Source organism: Brevundimonas phoenicis (genome assembly GCF_047237745.1).
Lineage (GTDB): Bacteria > Pseudomonadota > Alphaproteobacteria > Caulobacterales > Caulobacteraceae > Brevundimonas.
The window spans coordinates 2,949,409-2,972,540 of sequence record NZ_JBDFLN010000001.1; the positions used below are offsets into that span (position 1 = coordinate 2,949,409).

Genomic DNA, 23,132 nt, shown 5'->3' on the forward strand with positions numbered 1-23,132 from the left:
CGGAGACACGCAAGGTCATGAGAACCGCCGTCGTCATGCCTGTCGGCGCGCGCTTCGACCTGCACCAGCCGAACTCTATGGAGACGGTGGCGCGCACCCTGGCGCGGGCGGACAAGGGCGAGGTCCGCGTCTTCTGCTGTGAAGGCGCCCAGGATCACGGCGACCTGCCGGTGCAGACCCTGCCCGCCGCGAACCGGCTGAAGGCCCTGCATCAGGCGCTGGCCGACTATCGCCCCGATGTGATCGAGTTCCACCAGCAGACGCAGCAGGCCGTCGCCCTGGCCCCGCATTTCCCAGACGCAGCGATCACCCTGTATCGCCACAACGCCGTGAAGCCGCCGCGCCATGTCATCGACCGCTGGCGTTATGAGCGGCGCTATGACCGCATGGACGGGCTGATCTTCGTCAGCGAGGCGGCGCGGCTGGATTTCCTGAAGGACTTTCCCCGACTGGAGGCCAAGGCCTTCGCCGTGCCCAACCCCATCGACGTGGACCTGTGGCGCGCGCCTGTGGAGGGGCGCGAGCCGCTGATCGCCTTCGCCGGGCGCGCCATGCCGGAAAAGGGCGTGGACCTGATCTGCGCCGCCCTGCCCGCCGTGCTGGTGCGCCATCCCGACTGGCGCGCCGTGCTGATGCTGAACGACTGGGACCGTCATGCGGACTGGGCCGCGCCCCATGTGGCGCCGCTGGAGCGGTTCGGCGACCGGGTCCGGGTGCTGAAGTCGGCGCCGCTGGCGCAGGTGCGCGCCGAGATGCAGCGGGCGGCCATCGCCCTGACCCCCTCGGTCTGGGCCGAGCCTCTGGGCCTGACGGCGCTGGAGGCTCATGCGGCGGGGGCGGCGCTGATCTCATCCGGTCGCGGCGGCCTGCGCGAGGCCAGCGGGCCGCACGCCGTCTATGTCGATGATCTGACGGCTGAGGGACTGGGCGAGGCCATCGACAGCCTGATCATCGATCCCGCGCGTCGCCTGACTCTGGCCCGCGCGGCGCAGGCCTATGTGAGCGAGACCCACACGCCCGAACACCGCGCCGCCCAGTTGCACGACCTGCGCGAACGTCTGGTCCGGGCCAAGCGTCGCCAAGCCGGCGTCAGACCTGCGGGATCGCCTGGCTGAGGCGGCCGCCGACGCGGATCGGCTCGACGCGCTTGGCCAGGCCGGTGCGGTCGTCGGTCTCGACAAAGACGCCGCAGATGGTGGCCGGACCGCTGGCCGGGGTGTAGCGCCCGCCCGACAGACGGGTGGTGAAGCGGCGCAGAGGCTCTTCCTTGTCGTTGCCGATGACGGAGTTGTAGTCGCAGCAGCCGCCCGCGTCGGTCTGATAGGCCGTGCCGTGGGGCAGGATCTGCGCATCTGCCGTCGGGACGTGGGTATGGGTGCCGACCACCAGGCTGGCGCGACCGTCGCAGAAGTGGCCCATGCCCATCTTCTCACTGGTCGCCTCGGCGTGCATGTCGACGATGACGGCGTCGGCGACGACGCCCAGAGGCGCGGCCTCCAACTCGCGCTCCACGGCGCTGAAGGGGTCGTCCATCGGATCCATGTGGACGCGGCCCAGCACATTGATGACCAGCACCCGGCGGCCGTCCGGCGTGACGAAGACATCGGCGCCGCGCCCCGGCGCATCCATCAGGCGCGGATAGTTGGCCGGACGAATCAGGCGCGGCTCGCGCACGATATAGGTCAGGGCCTCGCGCTGGTCCCAGCTGTGGTTGCCCAACGTCAGGACGTCGGCCCCGGCGTTGAAGATGTCGTTGGCCGTGTTCTCGGTGATGCCGAAACCGCCCGCTGCGTTCTCGGCGTTGACCACCACGAAGTCGAGCCTGAGGTCGCGCCTCAGCCCCGGAAGATGATCCGAAAGTCCATCGCGCCCGGACTTGCCGACCACGTCACCGAAAAACGCCAATCTCATGGGATGGCTCTATAGCCGGTCTCGGTCAAAACGCTATGCAGGCGGATGTCATGCGGCTCCAGAGCGAGGCGATCGACTGCCTGCCCGGCATAGGCGAAGCCGACCCGATGCGCGTCGGGCAGCGCCGCGAACGTCCGGTCATAGTAGCCGCCGCCCTGCCCCAACCGCCCGCCGTGGGCGTCGAAGGCCAGCAGGGGCGTCACGATCAGGTCCGGCCGCACCACCTCGCCCAGAGGCAGGGGCGCGGGGCATCCGGCGGCGTCGAGCTCCAGCGGCTCGCCCGGCGTCCAGGCGCGGAAGATCATGGCCGCGTCGCGCTCCAGCACCACCGGCAGGCACAAACGGCGTCCCGCCTGGTGCAGGACATTGGCCAGGACGTCAGTGTCCAGCTCCGACCCCATGGCGCGATACAGGGCGACGATGGCGCCGCTGGGCAAGGCGTCAGCATGGCCCGCCGCACGCTCGGCGGCTTCGGGATCGGTCTCGGTCAGACGCTTTCGCAAGGCGCGCATGGCGGCCCGGAGTTCGTGCTTGGGGGTCATCGCCGCTCGGCCCTTCGCCAAATTCCACCGACAGGCCGAGCGCGTCGCCCAACTCGATCCTCGGGTCAAGCCCGAGGATGACGGAGCAGATGGAAAGTCGGAAAGCGCGCTCAAGCACCAAGGCCCTGCGGGCCGCAGCGATAGCGCACCCAGACGCGCTCAAGCAGCGCGCCGCCGCGCGGCGAGCGATAGCGCACTAAAGAAGAAGGGTTGGCGGCGCCGCGTGAGCCGTGAAGAACGTTTAAATCCTCTCGACCTGGGTAGCCAGGTGGGCTCCGTATGCCCAGGCCCTCGAGCCCGGACAGGGACAGATCCCTATGAGTGAATTAAGGTCAGAAGGATATGTTGTCTTCGACGTGAGCCGCAGCATGACCCGCCGTCGCGCAAGATAGGCGTTCGGACGAGTTTCAACAATGGCGAAGCGCGCCTTTCTCCCTCCCTTTATGGGGACGGTGGCTGACCCCGTCAGGACGAAGTCGGGTGGGGGGTGACGCGACAACAGCTTATTCCCACGAAAACGCGAACCCCTGCTTTACCTATCGAACCCGCCTAGCGGGTCAGCCAGGAAAATGCCCGTCGCAGATGCTGACGCGCGTCCGTCAGGATGGGTCGGCCATGCGCCATCAGGATACGTTCGGTCGGCCACTCGAGCACTTTCGCAAGGCTCGCACGAGCCGCGTTGCGGTCCGTTGTGGCCAGTCGGAATTTGCGCGGAACTTCCGCAACCGGCCCCGTCATCAGGTCGAGGCGAGCCACCAGCGCCCGCCAGCCATGATACCAGTCCTCCGGCAGGTTCTGCAGCAGATCGGTGAAAATGGCCGTGCCGCTCGGGTGATGAAACAGGACGGCCTCGCTGGCGATAGCGTTCTCGAAGATGATCAGGTCGATCTGCCCCTCCCAGCTGCTCGGCGCTGTCGCCGCCAACGCCCCATCGAACCTCAGATCGGTACGCTTTTCCGCCAATGTGGGCGGCGCCAGAGTTTTGGCGTGCGGATAGGCCTCCTGCCATTCCCCGACAAAGCTGTGGTGGAGGGCGTTGGGCGGAATGATGAACCCGACCGGTCCAAGTCGGCCAACCGCCTGACGCAATTCCAGGCTCAGCGATACTGGCGACCAAATGACCAGCTCCCCATCCGCCAGCCGCATCACCGCCATCCGGGTCGGGTAGCGAAATCCCCCGCCGCCGACCACCACCGGGCCATCGGCAATCCATATGTCCGTTCCGAAGTCTTGGAGCATGTCGGTGTCCGAATGCGGTTTATAGAGGCGACGCCCTACATCGTCTGGACGATCTTCTCGATGCGGGCGGCCACGGCGTTCAGGGCCTCGGCCACGCCGTCGCTGGCGGGGGCGGGCGTCGCGACGGCCGCCGTCGCCGCCTTGGCGCGGCCCGAGTTCTGGACCGCCGCCTGGCGCTTCGCTTCTCCAAGCTCATCGGCCAGCATCAGGGCGGCCATCAGGAACAGGCGTACGTCGCCGACCTGGCCGACCTGATCGGCCACGCCCTGCACCCGTTCGTTGAACTGGGCCGCCAGGTCGCGCACCCGCGCCTCCTGACCGTCGGCGCAGCCCACCGCATAGGGGCGGCCGTGGACCTCTACCGTCACCGTCGCCATCAGTTCGCCTCCTGCTCGGTTTGGGCCTGCTGCTGCGCCAGCACCTCGCGCACGGCGTCGGCCGCGCGGGCCAGCGCCTGGGCGGTTTCCTGACCGGCCGTCTCCAGCTCGGCGATGCGGGCCAGGTCGGCCGCGTTCGAGGGGCGCGGCGCGAACAGGTCGTCGTCCGCGATGGGCGGCGCCGAGGCGGGCCTCGCCTTCAGCTCCAGCACCTTGCGCTCCAGATCGGCTAACGCCCGATCGATCCGCGCCTTTGCAGCCGTAACGGCGTCCATGATGGTCCTTTCTTCCAGATTCCGTGTAGAACCTGCCGGCGCGCCGGGGTAAAGCGGCGCCGCCCCCGCTTTATCCTGTTCCTGAGGAAAGGTCTCGCCGTGACCGACGCCCCCCATGCTTCTGCTATGGCTGCATTCGCCAAGCCTTCGCCCAAGCAGATGGCCGACGCCATCCGCGTGCTGTCCATGGATGCGGTCGAAAAGGCCAAGAGCGGCCACCCCGGCATGCCGATGGGCATGGCCGACGTCGCCACCGTCCTCTACTCGAAATTCCTGAAGTTCGACGCCAGCCGTCCCGACTGGGCCGACCGCGACCGCTTCATCCTGTCGGCGGGCCACGGCTCGATGCTGATCTACAGCCTGCTGCACCTGACGGGCTATAAGGACGCGACGCGCGAGCAGCTGGAAAACTTCCGCCAGTGGGGCTTCAAGACCGCCGGCCACCCGGAGTACGGCCACATGGCGGGCATCGAGACGACCACCGGCCCGCTGGGTCAAGGCCTAGCCACCTCGGTCGGCTTCGCCCTGGCGGAGCGGCATCTGGCCGCGCGCTTCGGCAAGGATCTGGTCGATCACCGCACCTGGGTCGTCGCCGGCGACGGCTGCCTGATGGAAGGCGTGTCGCAAGAGGCCATCGCCCTGGCCGGCCGCCTGAAGCTGAACAAGCTGTGCGTCCTGTGGGATGACAACGAAATCACCATCGACGGTAAGGTGTCGCTGTCGGACGCCACCGACCAGCTGACGCGCTTCAAGGCCTCGGGCTGGGCGGTTAAGGCCATCGACGGCCACGACTACAAGCAGATCCAGAAGGCCCTGGCCTGGGCGACCAAGCAGGACAAGCCGACGCTGATCGCCTGCAAGACCAAGATCGGCAAGGGCGCCGCCACCATGGAAGGCAGCCACAAGACCCACGGCGCCGCCCTGGGCGCCACCGAGATCGCGGCGACCCGTCAGGCGCTGAACTGGCCCTTCGCGCCGTTCGAGCTACCCGAAGGCGTGCAGAAGGCCTGGGCCAAGGTCGGCAAGCAGGGCGGCAAGGCCCGCAAGGCCTGGGAAGGCCGTCTGCTGAACCACGCCCAGCGCGACGACTTCACCCGCGCCATGGCCGGCGACCTGCCCACCGGCGCCTTCGAGGCGCTGGACGCCAAGCTGAAGCAACTGGTCGTCGACAAGCCCGCCCTCGCCACGCGCCAGTCCTCGGGCGAGGCGCTGGAGACGGTGTTCAACGCCATCCCCGAAATGGTCGGCGGCTCGGCCGACCTGACCGGCTCGAACAACACCTTCGTCAAGAACACCCAGATCATGGACGCGCCGGACTATGCCGGTCGTTACCTGAACTACGGCATCCGCGAGTTCGGCATGGCTGCGGCGATGAACGGTCTGGCGCTGCACGGCGGGGTCATCCCCTACGGCGGCACCTTCATGGCGTTCGCCGACTACAGCCGTCCGGCGATCCGTCTGGGCGCCCTGATGGGCGTGCGCGTCGTCCACGTTCTGACGCACGACAGCATCGGCCTGGGCGAAGACGGCCCGACGCACCAGCCGGTCGAGCATCTGGCGGCCCTGCGCGCCATCCCCAACCTGCTGACCATGCGCCCGGCCGACACGGTCGAGGCGCTGGAATGCTGGCAGGTCGCCCTGCAGCACAAGACCACGCCGACGGCCATGTGCCTGTCGCGCCAGAAGACCCCGGCCGTGCGCGTGACCGACCCGGGCGAGAACCTGTCCCGCAAGGGCGCCTATGAGCTGAAGGCCGCCAATGGCGAGGCGAAAGTCACCCTGTTCGGCACCGGCACCGAGGTCGCCCTGGCCCTGAAGGCCGCCGAGACGCTGGAGGCCGAAGGCGTGCCGACCCGCGTCGTCTCGGTCCCCTGCTTCGCCCTGTTCGAGCAGCAGCCCAAGGCCTATCAGGACGCCGTCATCGGCCGCGGCACCGTCCGCGTCGCCGTCGAGGCCGCCATCAAGCAGGGCTGGGAACGCTTCATCGGCGAGGACGGCGGCTTCGTCGGCATGTCGTCCTTCGGCGCCTCGGCCCCCGCCGAAATCCTCTACCGCGAGTTCGGCATCACCGCCGAGGCCGTGGTCGAGGCCGCCAAGGCGCGGCTGTAAACCCATGCGCCGCCTCGCCCTCGTCCTGAGCTTCGGCTTGTCGATGGCGGGCGGCGCGCCTGCCTTCGCCGAGACAACCGCCCCCATGGCGGTCGAGACGCCCGTTGTCATCGGCCAGTCCTACGCCCTGCCCTCCGCCGGCATGAACCAGACGCGCGAGATCAACGTCTGGCTGCCGCCCGGCTACGCGCAAAGCAATCAGACCTATCCCGTCCTCTACGTCCTCGACGGCGGACAGGATCAGGACTTTCACCACATCTCAGGCATCGCCCAGCTAGGCACCATTGTCGGCACGACGCGCGACGTCATCGTCGTGGGCATCGCCTCGATGGACCGCCGCAACGAGTTGGCCCTGCCGACCGACGACGCCGAACTGATCGCCCGCTATCCGACGCAGGGGCAGTCCGACCGCTTCCGCCGCTTCATCGCCGAAGAGGCCATGCCCTTCATCGACGTCCGCTATCGCACCAGCGGCGAGACGGCCCTGATGGGCGAGTCCCTGGCGGGCCTGTTCGTGGTCGAGACCTTCCTGAAGGAACCGCAGATGTTCGACGCCTATGTCGCCGTCAGCCCCAGCCTGTGGTGGGACGGCGGCAAGCTGGCGCGGCAGTCGGGGGCGCATCTGCGCGACCACTCCAACGACCCGCGCACCCTGATCCTGACGCTGGGCGACGAGGGCGAGATGATGCAGGCGCCGATGGACGTGCTGACCGCCAATCTGCGCGATCACGCCCTGCCCGGCGTCACCTGGGACTTCACCCCGCGCCCGAACGAGAGCCACGCCACCATCTATCACGGCGCCGCGCTGGACGCCTTCCGCCGCCTCTATGCGGTCCCGGCACAATGAGCCACCTCGGCGCCGTCAGCCTGCTGGTCCGCGACTATGACGAGGCCATCGCCTTCTACGTCGGCAAGCTGGGCTTCGACCTCAGCGAAGACACCGACATGGGCGGCGGTAAACGCTGGGTCCGCGTCACGCCGAAAGGCGGCCAGACCTCCCTGTTGCTGGCTCGCGCCGCGACGCCGGAACAGGTCGCCCGGATCGGCGATCAGGCCGGCGGCCGAGTCTGGCTGTTTCTCTACACCGACGACCTGATGCGCGACCACGCCGCCTGGCTGGAGGCCGGCGTCGTCTTTCGCGAAACGCCCCGTCATGAAGCCTATGGCAAGGTGGTGGTCTTCGAAGACCTCTACGGCAACGCCTGGGATCTGATCGAACCTGCTGGAGTCTGACGTCATGAAGATCGGCACGCCGCTTACCGACCACGCCACGCGCGTCATGCTGCTGGGCTCGGGCGAGCTGGGCAAGGAGGTGGCCATCGAGCTGCAACGCCTCGGCGCCGAAGTGATCGCGGTCGATCGTTACGCCAACGCCCCGGCCATGCAGGTGGCGCACCGCAGCCACGTCATCCCCATGACTGACGCCCAGGTGCTGAACGGCGTCATCCTGGCCGAGGCCCCGCACATCATCGTGCCGGAGATCGAGGCCATCGCCACCGACGCTCTGGCGGCTATCGAGGCCGCGGGTCTGGCCCGCGTCATCCCCACGGCCCGCGCCACCCAGCTGACCATGAACCGCGAAGGCATCCGCCGTCTGGCCGCCGAGGAGTTGGGCCTGCCGACCAGTCCCTACGCCTTCGCCGCCTCGGCCGAGGAACTGGCGACGGGGGCGCAGGCCGTGGGTTTCCCCTGTTTCGTCAAGCCGGTGATGTCGTCGTCGGGCAAGGGCCAGTCCTATGTCGACGGCCCCGAGGGCGTGGCCGACGCCTGGGCCTATGCCGAGGCGTCAGGGCGGGTCGCGGGCGGCGTCGTCATCGTCGAGGGTCGCATCGACTTCGACTATGAGATCACCCTGCTGACGGTGCGGTCGTTGCGCGACGGCGCAGTCCGTACGGACTTCTGCGCCCCCATCGGCCATCGCCAGCAGAAGGGCGACTATGTCGAAAGCTGGCAGCCGCAGATCATGAGCGAGGCCGCGCTGAAAGCGGCGCAGGCCATCGCGGGCAAGGTCACGGACGCCTTGGGCGGCCTCGGCGTCTTCGGCGTCGAACTGTTCGTGAAGGACGACGAGGTCTGGTTCTCGGAAGTGTCGCCGCGCCCGCATGACACCGGACTGGTGACGCTGGCGACGCAGGTCATGAGCGAGTTCGCGCTTCACGCCCGCGCCATCCTGAGCCTGCCGGTGGACGTTTCCTTACGCGAACCGGGCGCCAGCGCCGTCATCTACGGCGGCATGGAGGCCGAGGGCGTGGCGTTCGAGGGCGTGGCCGAGGCCCTGTCGGTCCCGACCGCCGACCTGCGCCTGTTCGGCAAGCCTGAAGCCTATGAGCGTCGCCGCATGGGCGTGGCGCTGGCGCGCGGCGCGGACACGGACGAGGCTCGCCAGCGCGCGACCGAAGCGGCGGGCAAGGTGCGGGTGGAGAAACCTTAAGCTCCCTTCTCCCCTTGTGGGAGAAGGTGGCAGGCGGAGCCTGACGGATGAGGGGTGCTTGCGCGCCTTTTCCTGAAAGATCGCTCAACGCCTGCACCTGACATCCACCGTCGCGCTCACACCCCTCATCCGAGCGCCTTCGGCGCCTACCTTCTCCCACAAGGGGAGAAGGACTGGCCAAGCTTCTTCGACTTTTGTCGATTGGCGCCGGGCGCGATTAGGGTCCAAAAAAGGCGAAAGGTCGCATCCAGTCGACCCGGAGGACCGTTCGCCATGGGCAAGCTCAAGACGGCGCTGATTTTCGGCGCCATCGCCATATTGGGGGCCGTGTCCCTCGCCGTCATCGCCCTGCATCAGGGCGAAAGCATCAGCGCCGTATGGATCGTGGTCGCGGCGTTGTGCGTCTACGCCATCGCCTACCGCTTCTACGCCCGCTATCTGGCCGGGAAGGTGCTGGGGCTGAATGCGCGCAGGCCCACGCCCGCCGTGCGGCATAACGACGGGCTGGATTACGTCCCGACGCCCCGAAACGTCCTGTTCGGCCACCATTTCGCGGCCATTGCAGGCGCAGGCCCTCTGGTCGGGCCGGTGCTGGCGGCGCAGATGGGCTATCTGCCCGGCGTGCTGTGGATTCTGGTCGGCGCCGTGCTGGCAGGGGCGGTGCAGGACATGATCGTCCTGTTCATGTCGACCCGCCGCGACGGTCGTTCGCTGGGCGACATGGTCCGCACCGAAATGGGGCCGATCCCCGGCGTCATCGCCCAGGTCGGGGTGCTGATGATCATGGTCATCATCCTGGCGGTGCTGGCGCTGGTGGTGGTCAAGGCCCTGGCCGAGAGCCCTTGGGGCACCTTCACCGTCGCCGCCACCATTCCCATCGCCGTCTTCATGGGCCTGTACACCCGCTTTCTGCGGCCTGGCCGCGTGGGCGAGGTGTCGGTGATCGGCGTGGTGCTGCTGGTCCTGGCCATCATCGGCGGCGGCCATATCGCCGCTGATCCGTTCTGGGGTCCGGCCTTCACCCTGTCGGGCACGACGCTGGCCATCGCCATGATGGCCTACGGCTTCATCGCCTCGGTCATTCCGGTGTGGCTGCTGCTGGCGCCGCGCGACTACCTGTCCACCTTCCTGAAGATCGGCGCCATCGTCGCCCTGGCCGTCGGCATATTGATCGTGCGCCCGCACATTCAGATGCCCGCCATCACCCCCTTCATCGACGGCACCGGGCCGGTCTTCTCGGGCGCCCTGTTCCCCTTCCTGTTCATCACCATCGCCTGCGGGGCTGTGTCGGGCTTCCACGCCCTGATCTCGTCCGGCACCACGCCCAAGCTGCTGGAGAACGAGAACCAGATCCCGCTGATCGGCTATGGCGCCATGCTGTGCGAAAGCTTCGTAGCGATCATGGCCCTGATCGCCGCCACGGTGCTGGACCCGGCCGTCTATTTCGCCATGAACAGCCCGGTCGCCGTCATCGGCGACAACGCCGCCTCGGCCGCCGCCGCCGTGGCCCAGTGGGGTTTCCACATCACCCCGGCCGAGCTGGAGCAGTTGGCCAAGGACGTGGGCGAACACTCCATCCTGTCGCGTGCAGGCGGCGCCCCGACCCTGGCGGTCGGCATGGCGCACATCCTGTCGGGCGTCATCGGCGGCAAGGCCATGATGGCCTTCTGGTACCACTTCGCCATCCTGTTCGAGGCCCTGTTCATCCTGACCACCGTCGATGCGGGCACCCGCGTCTGCCGCTTCATGATCCAGGATCTGCTGGGCATGGCCGTGCCCAAGATGCGCCAGACCCAGTCCTGGACCGGCAATGTCGTGGCCACGGCCCTGACGGTCGGGCTGTGGGGCTATTTCCTCTATACCGGCGTGGTCGACCCTCTGGGCGGGATCAACAGCCTGTGGCCCCTGTTCGGCATCGCCAACCAGATGCTGGCGGCGGTCGCCCTGATCCTGGGCACGGTCGTCCTGTTCAAGATGAAGCGGCACAGGTTCGCCTGGGCCACGGCGGTTCCGGCGGTCTGGCTGCTGATCTGCACCGTCACGGCGGGGCTGCAGAAGCTGTTCCACCCCGACGTGAAGATCGGCTTCCTGGCCCACGCGCGGAAGTATCAGGACGCCATGGCCGCCGGCGACATCCTGGCCCCGGCCAAGACCATCGGCGACATGCACCGGGTCATCGTCAACGACTACGTCAACTCGGCGCTGACGGCGGGCTTCCTGTTCGTGGTGCTGACAGTCGTGGTCTATGGCGTCGGGGCCTGCCTCAAGGCGCTGAAGTCCGACCAGCCGACCGTGGTCGAGACCCCGGCCGCGCACGAGTTGACCCTGGCCGACGAAGCCATGGACATCGCCCGTGCTTAAGTCCTCTTCATCCTCGGCGACGACCGGCGGCGCGGACTTGCTCTGCGCCTGCCGGGACACGCTGGTGCGGTGGGGCAAGGACGCCCGCCGCACCGCCGGGCTGATGATCGGCCAGCCGGATTATGACGCCTATGTCGCCCATGCCGCCGTCACCCACCCGGATCAGGAACCGCTGGACCGCACCGCCTTCTTTCGCCTGCATGAGGCGCGGCGGTTCGGCGAGGGCGGCGGCTTCCGCTGCTGCTGAGGGCGCCGGCCCCTCCCACGCCGTCATCCTCGGGCTTGACCCGAGGATCGAGGGCCGCGACGCGCTCGCCCTGCGCCGTTGTGCAGATGGACCACCCGATCCTCGGGTCAAGCCCGAGGATGACGGCTATGAAAGACAGAAGGCAAAGCGGCGCCGGCCCCGGACGGTTACACCCGATCATACCTTGTTACGGCGACGGGGTTGCAACCGCGCGCGCTCCGTCCCACTAAGGCGCCCATCATAATCGCCCCTGTTCAGGAGACTGCTCCCCATGACCGTTCGCGTCGCCATCAACGGCTTCGGCCGCATCGGCCGCCTCGTCCTCCGCTCGATCGTCGAGCACGGCCGCAAGGACATCGAGGTCGTGGCGATCAACGACCTGGGCCCTGTCGAGACCAACGCCCACCTGTTCCGCTATGACTCGGTGCACGGCCGCTTCCCCGGCACGGTCACGACCGGCGAGGACTGGATCGATGTCGGCACCGGCAAGATCAAGGTCACGGCCGAGCGCGACCCGGCCAACCTGCCGCACGCCGAGCTGAAGGTGGACATCGCCCTGGAATGCACGGGCATCTTCACGTCCAAGGACAAGGCCTCGGCCCACCTGAAGGCGGGCGCCAAGCGCGTGCTGGTCTCGGCCCCGGCCGACGGCGCCGACAAGACCATCGTCTTCAAGGTCAACCATGAGACCCTGACGGCCGACGACATCGTCGTGTCCAACGGCTCGTGCACGACCAACGCCCTGGCCCCGGTGGCCAAGGTGCTGCACGACCTGTTCGGCATCGAGCGCGGCTATATGACCACCATCCACGCCTACACCGGCGACCAGCCGACGCTGGATACGATGCACAAGGATCTGTACCGCGGCCGCGCCGCCGCCCTGTCGATGATCCCGACCTCGACCGGCGCCGCCAAGGCCCTGGGCCTGGTCCTGCCGGAACTGAAGGGCAAGCTGGACGGCTCATCGATCCGCGTCCCGACCCCGAACGTCTCGGTCGTCGACCTGAAGGTCGTCGCCGGTCGCGAAGTCACCGTCGAGGAAATCAACGCCGCCCTGCTGGCCGCCGCGAACGGCCCGATGAGTGGCGTCCTGGCCACGACCACCGACCCGCTGGTCTCGGTCGACCTGAACCACGTCGCCGCCTCCTCGACCGCCGCCCTGCCCCAGACGCAGGTCGTCGACGGCAAGCTGGCCCGCGTCCTGACCTGGTACGACAACGAGTGGGGCTTCGCGACCCGCATGGCCGACACCGCCCTGGTGATGGCGAAGTTCCTCTGATCCGGTCTCGCGCCTGACAGACTGCTGACCTATGAGGGGCTCTCGCCGAACGGCTGAGAGCCCCTTGTTTCAAGACGACGGGCCCGCCGCCCAGATCAAAAAAAAGACGGACCACCGATGACCTTCCGCACCCTCGACGACGTTTCCGACCTTTCGGGCAAGGCCGCCTTGGTCCGCGTGGACTTCAACGTGCCGATGGAGGACGGGAACGTCACCGACGACACCCGCCTGAAGGCCGCCCTGCCGACCATCCACCGCCTGCGTGAAGCGGGCGCCAAGGTGGTGCTGCTGGCACACTTCGATCGTCCCAAGGGCGAGCGCGTGCCGTCGATGAGCCTGAAGCCCGTGGTCGAGCCGCTGGAGCTGCTGCTGCACGGCCCTGTGCGCTTCGCCGACGACTGCGTGGGCGATGAGGCCAAGGCCGCTGTGGCCGATCTGGACGCGGGCGGCGTGCTGCTGCTGGAGAACGTCCGCTTCCACAAGGGCGAGGAAAAGAACGATCCGGCCTTCGCCCAGCAGCTGGCGGAACTGGGCGACCTCTACGTCAACGACGCCTTCTCGGCCGCGCACCGCGCCCACGCCTCGACCGAAGGCCTGGCCCGCCTGCTGCCCGCCTATGCCGGTTGCGCCATGGCGCGCGAGCTTGAGGCGCTGGACGCCGCCCTGGGCAAGCCGCAGAAGCCGGTCATCGGCATCGTCGGCGGTGCCAAGGTCTCGACCAAGCTGGACCTGCTGAAGAACCTGGTCGCCAAGCTGGACTACCTGGCCATCGGCGGCGGCATGGCCAACACCTTCCTGTTCGCCCAGGGCGTCGATGTCGGCGGTTCGCTGTGCGAGAAGGATCTGGCCGACACCGCCCGCGAAATCATCGAGGAAGCCCGCCGTCAGGGCTGCGAACTGCTGCTGCCGGTCGACGTCGTGGTGGCCAAGGGCGTCAAGCCGGGCATCGAATCGGGCGTGCGCGCGCTGGACCGCATCGCCACCGACGACCTGATCCTGGACGCCGGGCCTGAGACGGTCGCCCGTCTGAACCGCGCCATGGACCTGTCCAAGACGCTGATCTGGAACGGCCCGCTGGGCGTGTTCGAGGTTCCCCCCTTCGACAAGGCCACGGTCGAGGCCGCCAAGCACGCCGCCGAACTGGCCAAAGCCGGCAAGCTGGTCGCCGTCGCCGGCGGCGGCGACACGGTCGCGGCCCTGAACCACGCAGGCACGGCCGACGACATGACCTTCGTCTCCACCGCCGGCGGCGCCTTCCTGGAATGGATGGAGGGCAAGGTTCTGCCCGGCGTCGAGGCCCTGCGCGCCGCCTAACGGCAACCATCAAGGCGAGGGCTGTTCGCGGCCCTCGCCCCTGATGTCTGAAGGTTTAGTCTTCGCCGTCCATGTCGACGGCGCGCGCGACCAGATCGCGCCACGTCGGATCGGTGTCGTCCACCAGATCGACGTCGTCCAGCAGGGCCACCGCCCCGCCGCCGTCAGGCAGGATCAGGCCCAGCACCTCCATTAGATCGCCATCTGGCCCGACATGGGCCTCGGCCTGAACGATCACCGCCGCCTGTTCGCCGTCGTCTTCCCACCAGATGACCGGCTGGGGCAGCTCTATGTCGATGACGCGCGCCTCTTCGGTGTCGCCCAGGGCGAACACGGCCTTGCCCGCCTGAACGTCGTCCAGCGTCGCCACCGCGCCCGTGAAAGGCGTCAGCCGCGACCAGTCGTCGACGTCGAAACCGCCGCCGTCCTCATCCAGCGCATCATCATTCTGGCTCATCGCCGCTCCTTGGTCAGACACGCCCGAGGCGTCGCGTCCACTTAGAGGCTGCGCGCCCAAAGTCCACCACGCTTGCGCCCTGTCACATCGGCGTGACTTCCCCCGCCCGACCAGCTAAGACCTCGGGCAAAATCATATCTGGTTCAGGAGACTACCCATGGCGCGCATCACGCTGCGACAACTGCTCGACCACGCGGCGGAGCACGACTACGGCCTGCCCGCCTATAACATCAACAACATGGAGCAGGGCCTGGCCATCATGGAGGCCGCCGACGCCGTCAATGCGCCGGTCATCATCCAGGCGTCGCGCGGCGCCCGCTCCTACGCCAACGACGTCGTCCTGGCCAAGCTGATCGACGCCCTGGCCGAACTGTATCCGCACATCCCGGTCTGCATGCACCAGGACCACGGCAACGGCCCGGCGACCTGCGCCACCGCCATCCAGTACGGCTTCACCTCGGTGATGATGGACGGCTCGCTGGAAGAAGACGCCAAGACCCCCGCCTCCTACGAGTACAACGTCGAAGTGACGCGCCGCGTCACCGAGATGGCCCACAGCTGCGGCGTCTCCGTCGAGGGCGAGCTGGGCGTGCTGGGTTCGCTGGAGACCGGCATGGGCGAGGCCGAGGACGGCCACGGCTTCGAGGGCAAGCTGGACCACTCGGCCCTGCTGACCGACCCGGATCAGGCCGTCGACTTCGTCAAGGCCACCAAGGTCGACGCCCTGGCCATCGCCATGGGCACCTCGCACGGCGCCTATAAGTTCACGCGCCAGCCGGACGGCGAAGTCCTGGCCATGAACGTGATCGAGGAAATCCACCGTCGCCTGCCCAACACCCACCTGGTGATGCACGGATCCAGCTCGGTGCCGCAGGATCTGCAGGACATCATCAACGCCTATGGCGGCCAGATGCCCCAGACCTGGGGCGTGCCGGTCGAAGAGATCCAGCGCGGCATCAAGAACGGCGTGCGCAAGGTGAACATCGACACCGACAACCGCATGGCCATGACCGGCGCGATCCGCAAGCTGCTGGCCGAGAAGCCGGGCGAGTTCGACCCCCGCGCCTATCTGAAGCCCGCCAAGGAAGCCATGCGCAAGCTGTGCCAGGAGCGCTATCTGCAGTTCGGCTGCGAAGGCCAGGCCTCCAAGATCAAGCCCCTGTCCACGGCCCAGATGGCCAAGCGTTATGCCGGCGGCGAACTGGACCCGCGCATCGGCTGATCGCCGGCCGCGTCCTGATCAGACTGAAACGCCCGCCTTCGTTGACCGGAGGCGGGCGTTTTCATGTTCACCAGACGCCGTAGCGGCCGCCGATCGCCCCGCGCACCGCCCGCGCCTCGATCTCTGCGTAGTGAAGCGCCTCTTCGGCCTGGCGCGCATCGCGACGGGCGTCGCGAATTTCATCACGCACTTCACGGATACGGTCGCGGATGCGGCGGCGCTCCTCGTCGGTCAGGCCGTCCTGGCGCAGTTCGCGCTGCTTGGCCTCCAGCTTGTCCTTGCGATTGTCGATGCGGCTGATCGCCGAGTTCAACGCGCTCTCGGCAGAGGCCACCGCCTGCTCGACCGCATGGATGCGCCGCCCGTCCTCATAGGCAGGCAGGAAGTCTCGCTCCTCGGCCGGGGCGCAGACCCCGCCATAGCTGTTCCCTTCGCGCCCCTGCCGGAATCCGTTCTCCCAGGTGCAATAGGTCCGCAGCCCGTCTTCTCGCGAGGCCAGATAAGCGCTCATGTTCGGCGCCACCCCGTATTTGGCGCAGGCCTTGGCGTGCTCGTCCAGGCGGCTGACCTGGCGTCCGGCCGCGCCGTCGCGCCAGCCCTGACCGCCCCAGTCGCCGACTAGGCACTGATCCTCGTTCATGGTGGCGCAGCCCGACAACAGCGCCAGGCCCGAAACGGCGACAACGGCGGCGATCAGCGACTTCATCTTCGGCCTCTCCAGGGGCTTTTTCGCGTTGAGGTCTGATGACGCCCCTGCACGCAAGCCATGCTATTTTGCCTTATGGCCGATGAACCTTTGCTGACGGAAGACGACGAAACGCTCGAGGATGCGCCACGCGCCGCAGAACGACTTCAGGCGCGCATCGACACGCCGGGCGTGCGTCTCGACAAGGCTCTGGCTGAGACCTTCCCGACCCTGTCACGCGCCCGGCTCCAGGCCCTGCTGGCCGATGGCGCCGTCACCCGCGACGGCCAGACGGTCTCCAACGGCTCGGCCAAGACCCAACCCGGTGTCTATGTGGTCGCCCTGCCGCCCGTCGCCCCGGCCACGCCCCAGCCGGAAACCATCCCCCTGACCGTCCTGTTCGAGGACGCCGACCTGATCGTCATCGACAAGGCGCCCGGCATGGCCGCCCATCCGGCCCCCGGCTGCGAGACCGGCACCCTGGTCAACGCCCTGCTGGCCCACTGCGGCGACAGTCTCTCCGGCATCGGCGGCGTCGCCCGCCCCGGCATCGTCCACCGCCTCGACAAGGACACCTCGGGCGTCATGGTCGCCGCCAAGTCCGACCGCGCCCACGCAGGTCTGTCCGCCCTGTTCGCCGCCCACGACATCGAGCGCACCTATGTGGCCCTGACGCGCGGCGCGCCCTCGCCCGAAAAGGGTCGCATCCAGACCCAGATCGGCCGCTCCAGCGGCGACCGCAAGAAGATGGCCGTGCTGCGCTCCGGCGGGCGCGAGGCGATCACCGACTATGTGGTCCAGCAGACCTTCGGCCGCCCGGCCAAGGCCTCCAACGCCCCGCTGGCGGCTCGCGTCGCCTGCACCCTGCACACCGGCCGCACCCATCAGATCCGCGTCCACATGGCGTCCAAGGGCGCGCCCCTGCTCGGCGATCCCGTCTACGGCTCGGGCAGCCCCGCCGCACCCGTCCGCGCCGCCGTCGAGGCGTCCGGCCTGAAACGCCAGGCCCTGCACGCCGCCGTCCTGGGCTTCATCCACCCCGTCACCGGCGAAGCCCTCCGCTTCGAAACCGCCCCGCCCGAGGATATGCTGCGGCTGGAAGCCCTGCTCAGCGAACTCTGACGCTTTGGCGCGCCGTCGCGTCTGCGCCAAACTGCCCGCTTTATTAGCAACAACATCTGTGCTAGATAATCGTCACGACGGACGACCCGCGCGGTCGCCGCCGAATTGAGACAGTCCGCCCCTTTCGCTCCGGGCAACGGATTCCCATCTTATCAGTTGAGGGGCGAGGCGATGATGCACGTCATGTGGTCAAAGCCGCGGCGCCTGCTCTAGCATTCGGTCGGAGGGACCACATGGCCAATACCACGCTGACGGTGATGTCGCCTGAACAGGGACTGTCCCGTTATCTCACGGAAATCCGTAAGTTTCCGATGCTGACCAAGGATGAGGAGTTCATGCTCGCCAAGCGGTGGAGCGAACACCAGGATCCTGAGGCCGCCCACCGTCTCGTGACCTCTCACCTGCGCCTCGTGGCCAAGATCGCCATGGGTTATCGCGGCTACGGCCTGCCGATCGGCGAGGTGATCTCCGAGGGCAACGTCGGCCTGATGCAGGCCGTCAAGAAATTCGATCCCGACAAGGGCTTCCGCCTGGCGACCTACGCCATGTGGTGGATTCGCGCCTCGATCCAAGAATACATCCTGCGCTCCTGGTCCCTCGTGAAGATGGGCACCACGGCGGCGCAGAAGAAGCTCTTCTTCAACCTGCGCAAGGCCAAGAGCCAAATCTCGGCCTTCGAGGAAGGCGACCTGCACCCGGAACACCTGGCGGCCATCGCCACCAAGCTGGGCGTGTCGGAAGAAGAAGTCACCAACATGAACCGCCGCCTCGGCGGCGACGCCTCGCTGAACGCCCCGCTGCGCGCGGACGGCGAAAGCGAGTGGCAGGACTGGCTGGCCGACGACAACGCCGTCAGCCAGGAGACCCAACTCGCCGAAGACGAGGAAAAGTCGATCCGCATGAGCCTGCTGCAAGAGGCCATGGAAGAATTGACCGACCGCGAGAAGCACATCCTGACCGAGCGTCGCCTCAAGGACGATCCGGTCACGCTGGAAGAACTCGCCGGCCAGTACGGCGTCAGCCGCGAACGCGTGCGTCAGATCGAGGTGCGCGCCTTCGAAAAGCTGCAGAAGGCCATGCGCGCTGCGGCCGAGGAACGGAACCTGGTCGACGCCTGACGTCGACCGCAGCTCACTACCCCGCCTGCGCCAGGGTTTCGGGCGGCGCCAGCTTCAGCACCGCCTGAACCGGCGCCGTCAGCGCGGCCTTGGTCGGCGCGCCCGCCGCCAGGACCGTATCCAGACCTGCCGCCGCGATCGCCAACGGCGCGTCGCCGGTCTTGATGGCCAGCGCCTTCAACGTCTCGGCCTGCTGCTTGATGGCCCGCACGGCCTGCATCGGGTCGCTGTCGAACTGCGTCAGGGCCGAGAACAGGATCCGCATCGCCTGATCCTTGACCGCCAGCGCGGCCTCGGCGCCGGAACGCGGCTTGTCCGCCTTGCGCTTCTGCGGTCCGGCGTAGTCGTCCGAGTTGAAGCGCCGCCGATCGGGGCCGACATAGCCCACCGCCTCGACCCAGTCGCGCGGCTTGGTCGCCAGATTCTCGATCCGTCGTTGCAGATCGCCGCTGGTGAAGGGTTTTCTCAGGAACTCGTGGACGCCGGAATCCCGCGCGCCCTTGATGGCGCTGGCGGTCGCCTCGGCCGTCACCATGATGATCGGCGCGCGTCGGCACGACAGGCTGGAGCGACGGATACGCCGCACCAAGGCCTCGCCGTCCAGCTTCGGCCCCGCCCGCTCGGTGCAGATCAGGCCCGGCTCCATTTCGCGCGCCAGGTCCAGCACCCGCGCCTCGTCGCCCTCGACCACGATCTCGCGCGATCCGAACCCCTTCAGCAGGTCCATCAGCAGGCGCGCGGCGGCGGGATTGGGATCAACGATCAGCACGCGCCGAACCACCGGCGCGATCCTCTGTATCGTTTTGGCGTCTAGGGCGAACACGGGGCGAGCTCCATTCCAGAGCCCGACCCTATGCCCCACGGGTTAAGGCGATGTTGCCTCAGCCCAAAAATGTAAACTTAGCCTTGGAACGGATCGCGCATCAGAATGGTGTCGTCGCGCTCGGGGCTGGTCGACAGCAGGGCCACCGGCGCGCCGATCAGTTCCTCGATCCGGCGCACATACTTCAGCGCATGGGCGTTCAGATCCTTGAAGCTGCGGACGCCGCCCGTGCTCTCGGTCCAGCCTTCCAGTTCCTCGAACACCGGCTCGGCCGAGGCCTGATCCTTCAGGCTGGACGGCAGATAATCCAGCACCTCGCCGTTGATGCGATAGCCGACGCAGATCTTCAGCGTCTTCAGCCCGTCCAGCACGTCCAGCTTGGTCAGGGCGATGCCGTCGATGCCGTTGATCGCCACCGACTGGCGCACCAGCACCGCGTCGAACCAGCCGCAGCGGCGCGCCCGGCCCGTGTTCACGCCGACCTCGCGACCCACGACCGCCAGATGCTCGCCGACCTCATCGTTCAGTTCGCAGGCGAAGGGGCCTTCGCCGACGCGCGTCGTATAGGCCTTCACGATGCCCAGCACATAGCCGACGCCGCGCGGACCGACGCCCGACCCCGCCGCCGCCTGCCCGGCGATGGTGTTGGAGCTGGTGACATAGGGATAGGTGCCGTGATCCACGTCCAGGAAGGCGCCCTGCGCCCCCTCGAACAGCACCCGCTTGCCCGCCTTCTGCGCAGCGTCCAGCACCCGCCACGCCGGCTTGACGTAGGGCAGGATCTTCGGCGCGATCTCCAGCAGTTGCGCCAGCAGGGCCGCCGGGTCGATCGGCTCCAATCCCAGACCCGCGCGCAGCGGATCATGGTGCGAGCGCAGACGGTCGATCTTGATCTTCAGGTCGTCTTCATTGGCCAGGTCGCAGACGCGGATGGCGCGGCGGCCGACCTTGTCCTCATAGGCCGGGCCGATGCCGCGGCCGGTCGTGCCGATCTTGGCGCCCGGCGCGCTGGCGGCGGCCTCGCGCGCCACGTCCAGCGCCGGGTGGATCGGCAGGATCAGGCAGGCGTTGTCGGCGATGGTCAGGATGTCGGGGGTGATGGCCACGCCCTGGGCCTGGATCTTCTCGATCTCGCCGACCAGGTGCCAGGGATCGACGACCACGCCGTTGCCGATGATCGAGGGCTTGCCCTGAACCACGCCCGAGGGCAGCAGCGCCAGCTTGTAGACCTTGCCGTCGACGACCAGCGTATGCCCGGCGTTATGGCCGCCCTGGAACCGCACGACCATGTCGGCCCGGTTCGACAACCAGTCGACAATCTTGCCCTTGCCCTCGTCGCCCCATTGGGCGCCGACCACCGCGACGTTAGCCAAGACCGTTTCTCCGCAATCCAGAATGCGGTGGGAGCCTATAACCCCTGAATCGTCCGGAGTCGCCCCCAAAGGGCGTAGAATGGGCGACCGAATTATCCGGCCAGTTCGCCGACCGCCGTCTGGAACGCCCACTCCAGCCACGGCGTCGCGGCCACGACGTCCGCCGTCTCGACCGTGCAGCCGCACCACAGGCGCAGGCCCGGAGGCGCATAACGATGCGGCTCCATGTCATAGACCGCCCCCTCGCCTTCCAGCAGCCCCTTGAACCGCTTCACGAAGGCCTTCTGTCCCGCCTCGTCCATCGCCGCGATGCGCGGGTCGACGAACTTCAGACAGACCGACGTGGTCGAGCGGATTTCGGGGCGCTCCGGCAGGAAGTCGATCCAGTCGGTCCGCTCCACCCACTCGGCCAGGGCCGCATAGTTGGCGTCGGTGCGCGCGATCAGCGCAGGCAGGCCGCCTGCGCCCTTCGCCCAGTCCAGCGCGTCGATCCAGTCCTCGATGGTCAGGACCGAGAAGGTGTTCATCACCACCCCGTCCGCCAGGGTCCGGTCAAAACCCTTCTTGTCGACGATCCGCAGCACCTTGGGCACGGCCCGATCGGGGCGATACGTATCCAGCCGCGCCACGGCGCGCGGCGACAGCACCATCAGGCCGATGCCCGCCTCGCCGCCCAGCGCCTTCTGGAAGCTGAAGGTTGTCACATCCAGCTTGTCCCACGGCAGATCCATCGCAAACGCCGCCGAGGTCGCGTCGCAGATGGTCAGCCCCTCGCGGTCGTCGGCGATCCAGTCGCCGTCCGGCACGCGCACGCCCGAGGTCGTGCCGTTCCACGGAAACACCACGTCCTTCTTCGGATCGACCCGGGACAGGTCCGGCAGCTCGCCCCACGGCGCCGTCAGCACTTCCGGCTCCAGCTTCAGGTGGTCGCGCACGTCGGTCGCCCAGACCTGACCGAAATTCTCATAGGCGACGACCTGCACCGGCCGCTCGCCCAGCATGCACCACAGCGCAGCCTCGACCGCCCCGGTGTCCGAGCCGGGCGTATAGAGCAGCACATAGTCGTCCGGCGGGCTCAGCACTTCGCGCGTCAGCTTCAGCCCATGCGCAAACCGCTCGGCCACTTCCGGCGCGCGGATGCCCCGCCCCATCAGATTGGTCGGCAGCCCCGCCAACGACCAGCCCGGACGCTTGGCCGTCGGCCCGGCCGAGAACCAGGGGCGAGCGGGCTTGGCGGCGGGCTTGGACGTCATGACGGTCTCTACAGTCTCGGGGAGGAGAAGAAGTAAGCTAAGCCCTTAAGCCGTCAGCGGCCGGGCTTATAGGGCCGGCGTTCACGCCATTCGGCCGCAAACCGGACCAGTTCGTCGTCCGGCGTCTCCGGCAGCGTCACCACCAGCTTCGCCAGCAGATCGCCGCGCTTGCCGTTCGCATAGGCGCCGCGCCCCTTCAGCCGCAACACCTTGCCCGAGTTCGAGCCCTTGGGGATGGTCATCATCACCGCGCCCTCGGGCGTCGGCACCTGGATCTTCCCGCCCAGCACCGCGTCGGGGACCGACACCGGCAGATCCATCGTCAGGTCCGCCCCGTCGCGCTTGAACACCGGGTGCGGCTGGATGCGCAGTTCGATCAGGGCGTCGCCCGCCTGACCGCCCCGCCCCGGTGCGCCCTGCCCCTTCAACCGGATCACCTGGCCTTCGGAAGCGCCCTTGGGAATGGCCACATCCAGCATCCGCCCATCCGAGAACTGGATGCGCCGCGTCGTCCCGGCGATGGCGTCCTCAAGGCTGATGTCGAGGGTAGCCCGCACGTCCTGACCGCGCCCGCCGCCGAAGCCGCGCCCGGCCCCACGCCCGCCGCCGCCGAAAGCGCCGAAAATCTCTTCCAGATCGATGTCGTCGAAGCTGGCCCGGCCGCCGGGACCGCCCTCGCCGCGCCCGCCGAAGCCGAAGCCCCCGAAACCGCCGCCGCCAGGCCGTCCGCCCTGCCCTGCGCCGCCGAAGCCGCGAAACTGCTCTCGTCCGTCGGCGTCGATCTCGCCGCGATCATATTTGGCGCGCTTCTCGGCGTCGCCCAGCAGGTCGAAGGCGGCGGTGATGCGCTTGAACCGTTCCTCGGCGGCCTTGTCGCCGGGATTCTTGTCGGGGTGCAGTTCCTTGGCCAGCTTGCGGAACGCCTTCTTGATCTCGTCCGCGCTCGCGCCCTTGGAAACGCCCAGTTCCTGATAGGGATCGCCAGCCAATTTTC

At 68.0% G+C, this 23,132-nt stretch carries 23 protein-coding genes and 1 other RNA gene; 12 read left to right on the forward strand and 12 right to left on the reverse strand.

The features are described from left to right. The first annotated feature begins 17 nt into the window (after positions 1-17). Positions 18-1,115 carry a glycosyltransferase family 4 protein gene (locus ABC419_RS14810; protein ID WP_412876969.1) on the forward strand — a complete coding sequence of 366 codons (1,098 nt, stop codon included), beginning with the start codon at positions 18-20 and terminating at the stop codon, positions 1,113-1,115. On the opposite strand, the gene ABC419_RS14815 is transcribed toward ABC419_RS14810, so the two are convergent. The 6 genes from ABC419_RS14815 to ABC419_RS14840 form a co-directional block, all read right to left on the reverse strand. Continuing rightward, complete coding sequence (locus tag ABC419_RS14815; protein WP_412876968.1) at positions 1,090-1,911, reverse strand: TIGR00282 family metallophosphoesterase; 822 nt, start codon at positions 1,909-1,911, stop codon at positions 1,090-1,092. The two genes, ABC419_RS14810 and ABC419_RS14815, sit on opposite strands and share 26 nt — an antisense overlap. Next, complete coding sequence (locus ABC419_RS14820; protein ID WP_412876967.1) at positions 1,908-2,453, reverse strand: 5-formyltetrahydrofolate cyclo-ligase; 546 nt, start codon at positions 2,451-2,453, stop codon at positions 1,908-1,910. The genes ABC419_RS14815 and ABC419_RS14820 overlap by 4 nt, the downstream gene beginning before the upstream one ends. Before the next feature lie 212 nt (positions 2,454-2,665). Then, a non-coding RNA gene (ssrS, locus tag ABC419_RS14825) (6S RNA) lies at positions 2,666-2,826 on the reverse strand. A 176-nt stretch (positions 2,827-3,002) separates the two neighbouring features. Then, on the reverse strand, positions 3,003-3,692 hold the full coding sequence (locus ABC419_RS14830; RefSeq protein WP_412876966.1) for a DUF4336 domain-containing protein: 690 nt from the start codon (positions 3,690-3,692) through the stop codon (positions 3,003-3,005). A gap of 35 nt (positions 3,693-3,727) precedes the next feature. Further along, positions 3,728-4,069: a cell division protein ZapA gene (locus tag ABC419_RS14835; RefSeq protein WP_003165793.1), complete on the reverse strand. Its 342-nt coding sequence runs from the start codon at positions 4,067-4,069 to the stop codon at positions 3,728-3,730. Further along, on the reverse strand, positions 4,069-4,344 hold the full coding sequence (locus ABC419_RS14840; RefSeq protein ID WP_125901739.1) for a hypothetical protein: 276 nt from the start codon (positions 4,342-4,344) through the stop codon (positions 4,069-4,071). The genes ABC419_RS14835 and ABC419_RS14840 overlap by 1 nt, the downstream gene beginning before the upstream one ends. A gap of 126 nt (positions 4,345-4,470) precedes the next feature. Between ABC419_RS14840 and tkt the strand changes: the two genes are divergently transcribed. The 8 genes from tkt to ABC419_RS14880 all read left to right on the forward strand — a co-directional run bounded on the left by tkt (position 4,471) and on the right by ABC419_RS14880 (position 14,085). Then, positions 4,471-6,453: a transketolase gene (tkt, locus tag ABC419_RS14845; protein WP_412878001.1), complete on the forward strand. Its 1,983-nt coding sequence runs from the start codon at positions 4,471-4,473 to the stop codon at positions 6,451-6,453. 4 nt (positions 6,454-6,457) lie between these two features. After that, the gene (locus tag ABC419_RS14850) at positions 6,458-7,300 is read left to right on the forward strand and encodes an alpha/beta hydrolase (protein WP_412876965.1); all 843 of its coding nucleotides are present in this window, start codon (positions 6,458-6,460) and stop codon (positions 7,298-7,300) included. Next, the gene (locus tag ABC419_RS14855; RefSeq protein ID WP_412876964.1) at positions 7,297-7,686 is read left to right on the forward strand and encodes a VOC family protein; all 390 of its coding nucleotides are present in this window, start codon (positions 7,297-7,299) and stop codon (positions 7,684-7,686) included. Before ABC419_RS14850 ends, ABC419_RS14855 begins: the two co-directional genes overlap by 4 nt. Before the next feature lie 4 nt (positions 7,687-7,690). Beyond that, positions 7,691-8,884 (forward strand): formate-dependent phosphoribosylglycinamide formyltransferase, encoded by a 1,194-nt coding sequence (gene purT / locus ABC419_RS14860; protein ID WP_412876963.1) that lies wholly within the window; start codon positions 7,691-7,693, stop codon positions 8,882-8,884. 273 nt (positions 8,885-9,157) lie between these two features. Further along, a complete protein-coding gene (locus ABC419_RS14865; RefSeq protein ID WP_292057151.1) occupies positions 9,158-11,245 on the forward strand; it encodes a carbon starvation CstA family protein in 2,088 nt (695 codons plus the stop codon). Next, a complete protein-coding gene (locus tag ABC419_RS14870; RefSeq protein ID WP_412876962.1) occupies positions 11,238-11,492 on the forward strand; it encodes a YbdD/YjiX family protein in 255 nt (84 codons plus the stop codon). Before ABC419_RS14865 ends, ABC419_RS14870 begins: the two co-directional genes overlap by 8 nt. 271 nt (positions 11,493-11,763) lie before the next feature. Next, positions 11,764-12,771 carry a type I glyceraldehyde-3-phosphate dehydrogenase gene (gene gap / locus ABC419_RS14875; RefSeq protein WP_200168597.1) on the forward strand — a complete coding sequence of 336 codons (1,008 nt, stop codon included), beginning with the start codon at positions 11,764-11,766 and terminating at the stop codon, positions 12,769-12,771. A gap of 117 nt (positions 12,772-12,888) precedes the next feature. Further along, positions 12,889-14,085, forward strand: coding sequence for a phosphoglycerate kinase (locus tag ABC419_RS14880; protein ID WP_412876961.1), 1,197 nt, complete (start codon positions 12,889-12,891; stop codon positions 14,083-14,085). 55 nt (positions 14,086-14,140) lie between these two features. On the opposite strand, the gene ABC419_RS14885 is transcribed toward ABC419_RS14880, so the two are convergent. Further along, positions 14,141-14,542 (reverse strand): hypothetical protein, encoded by a 402-nt coding sequence (locus ABC419_RS14885; RefSeq protein WP_412876960.1) that lies wholly within the window; start codon positions 14,540-14,542, stop codon positions 14,141-14,143. 157 nt (positions 14,543-14,699) lie between these two features. Here ABC419_RS14885 and fba point away from each other — a divergent pair, with 157 nt between their 5' ends. Further along, positions 14,700-15,764 (forward strand): class II fructose-bisphosphate aldolase, encoded by a 1,065-nt coding sequence (gene fba / locus ABC419_RS14890; RefSeq protein WP_088410130.1) that lies wholly within the window; start codon positions 14,700-14,702, stop codon positions 15,762-15,764. Between the two features lie 67 nt (positions 15,765-15,831). Here the strand turns inward: fba and ABC419_RS14895 are convergent, their stop codons facing one another. Further along, a complete protein-coding gene (locus tag ABC419_RS14895) occupies positions 15,832-16,470 on the reverse strand; it encodes a DUF2799 domain-containing protein (RefSeq protein ID WP_412876959.1) in 639 nt (212 codons plus the stop codon). 75 nt (positions 16,471-16,545) lie between these two features. Here ABC419_RS14895 and ABC419_RS14900 point away from each other — a divergent pair, with 75 nt between their 5' ends. Continuing rightward, positions 16,546-17,571, forward strand: a complete 1,026-nt coding sequence (locus ABC419_RS14900; RefSeq protein WP_412876958.1) for an RluA family pseudouridine synthase — start codon at positions 16,546-16,548, stop codon at positions 17,569-17,571. 233 nt (positions 17,572-17,804) lie between these two features. Further along, the gene (rpoH, locus tag ABC419_RS14905) at positions 17,805-18,689 is read left to right on the forward strand and encodes an RNA polymerase sigma factor RpoH (protein WP_200168593.1); all 885 of its coding nucleotides are present in this window, start codon (positions 17,805-17,807) and stop codon (positions 18,687-18,689) included. A gap of 16 nt (positions 18,690-18,705) precedes the next feature. On the opposite strand, the gene ABC419_RS14910 is transcribed toward rpoH, so the two are convergent. From ABC419_RS14910 to ABC419_RS14925, 4 genes are all read right to left on the reverse strand, one after another. Beyond that, on the reverse strand, positions 18,706-19,512 hold the full coding sequence (locus ABC419_RS14910) for a response regulator (RefSeq protein WP_412876957.1): 807 nt from the start codon (positions 19,510-19,512) through the stop codon (positions 18,706-18,708). A 77-nt stretch (positions 19,513-19,589) separates the two neighbouring features. Further along, positions 19,590-20,885, reverse strand: a complete 1,296-nt coding sequence (locus ABC419_RS14915) for an adenylosuccinate synthase (protein ID WP_040345924.1) — start codon at positions 20,883-20,885, stop codon at positions 19,590-19,592. A gap of 92 nt (positions 20,886-20,977) precedes the next feature. Then, positions 20,978-22,138, reverse strand: a complete 1,161-nt coding sequence (locus tag ABC419_RS14920; RefSeq protein WP_412876956.1) for a phosphoserine transaminase — start codon at positions 22,136-22,138, stop codon at positions 20,978-20,980. Positions 22,139-22,191: 53 nt separating this feature from the next. Next, the gene (locus ABC419_RS14925) at positions 22,192-23,127 is read right to left on the reverse strand and encodes a DnaJ C-terminal domain-containing protein (protein ID WP_412876955.1); all 936 of its coding nucleotides are present in this window, start codon (positions 23,125-23,127) and stop codon (positions 22,192-22,194) included. Between the last annotated feature and the right edge of the window lie 5 nt (positions 23,128-23,132).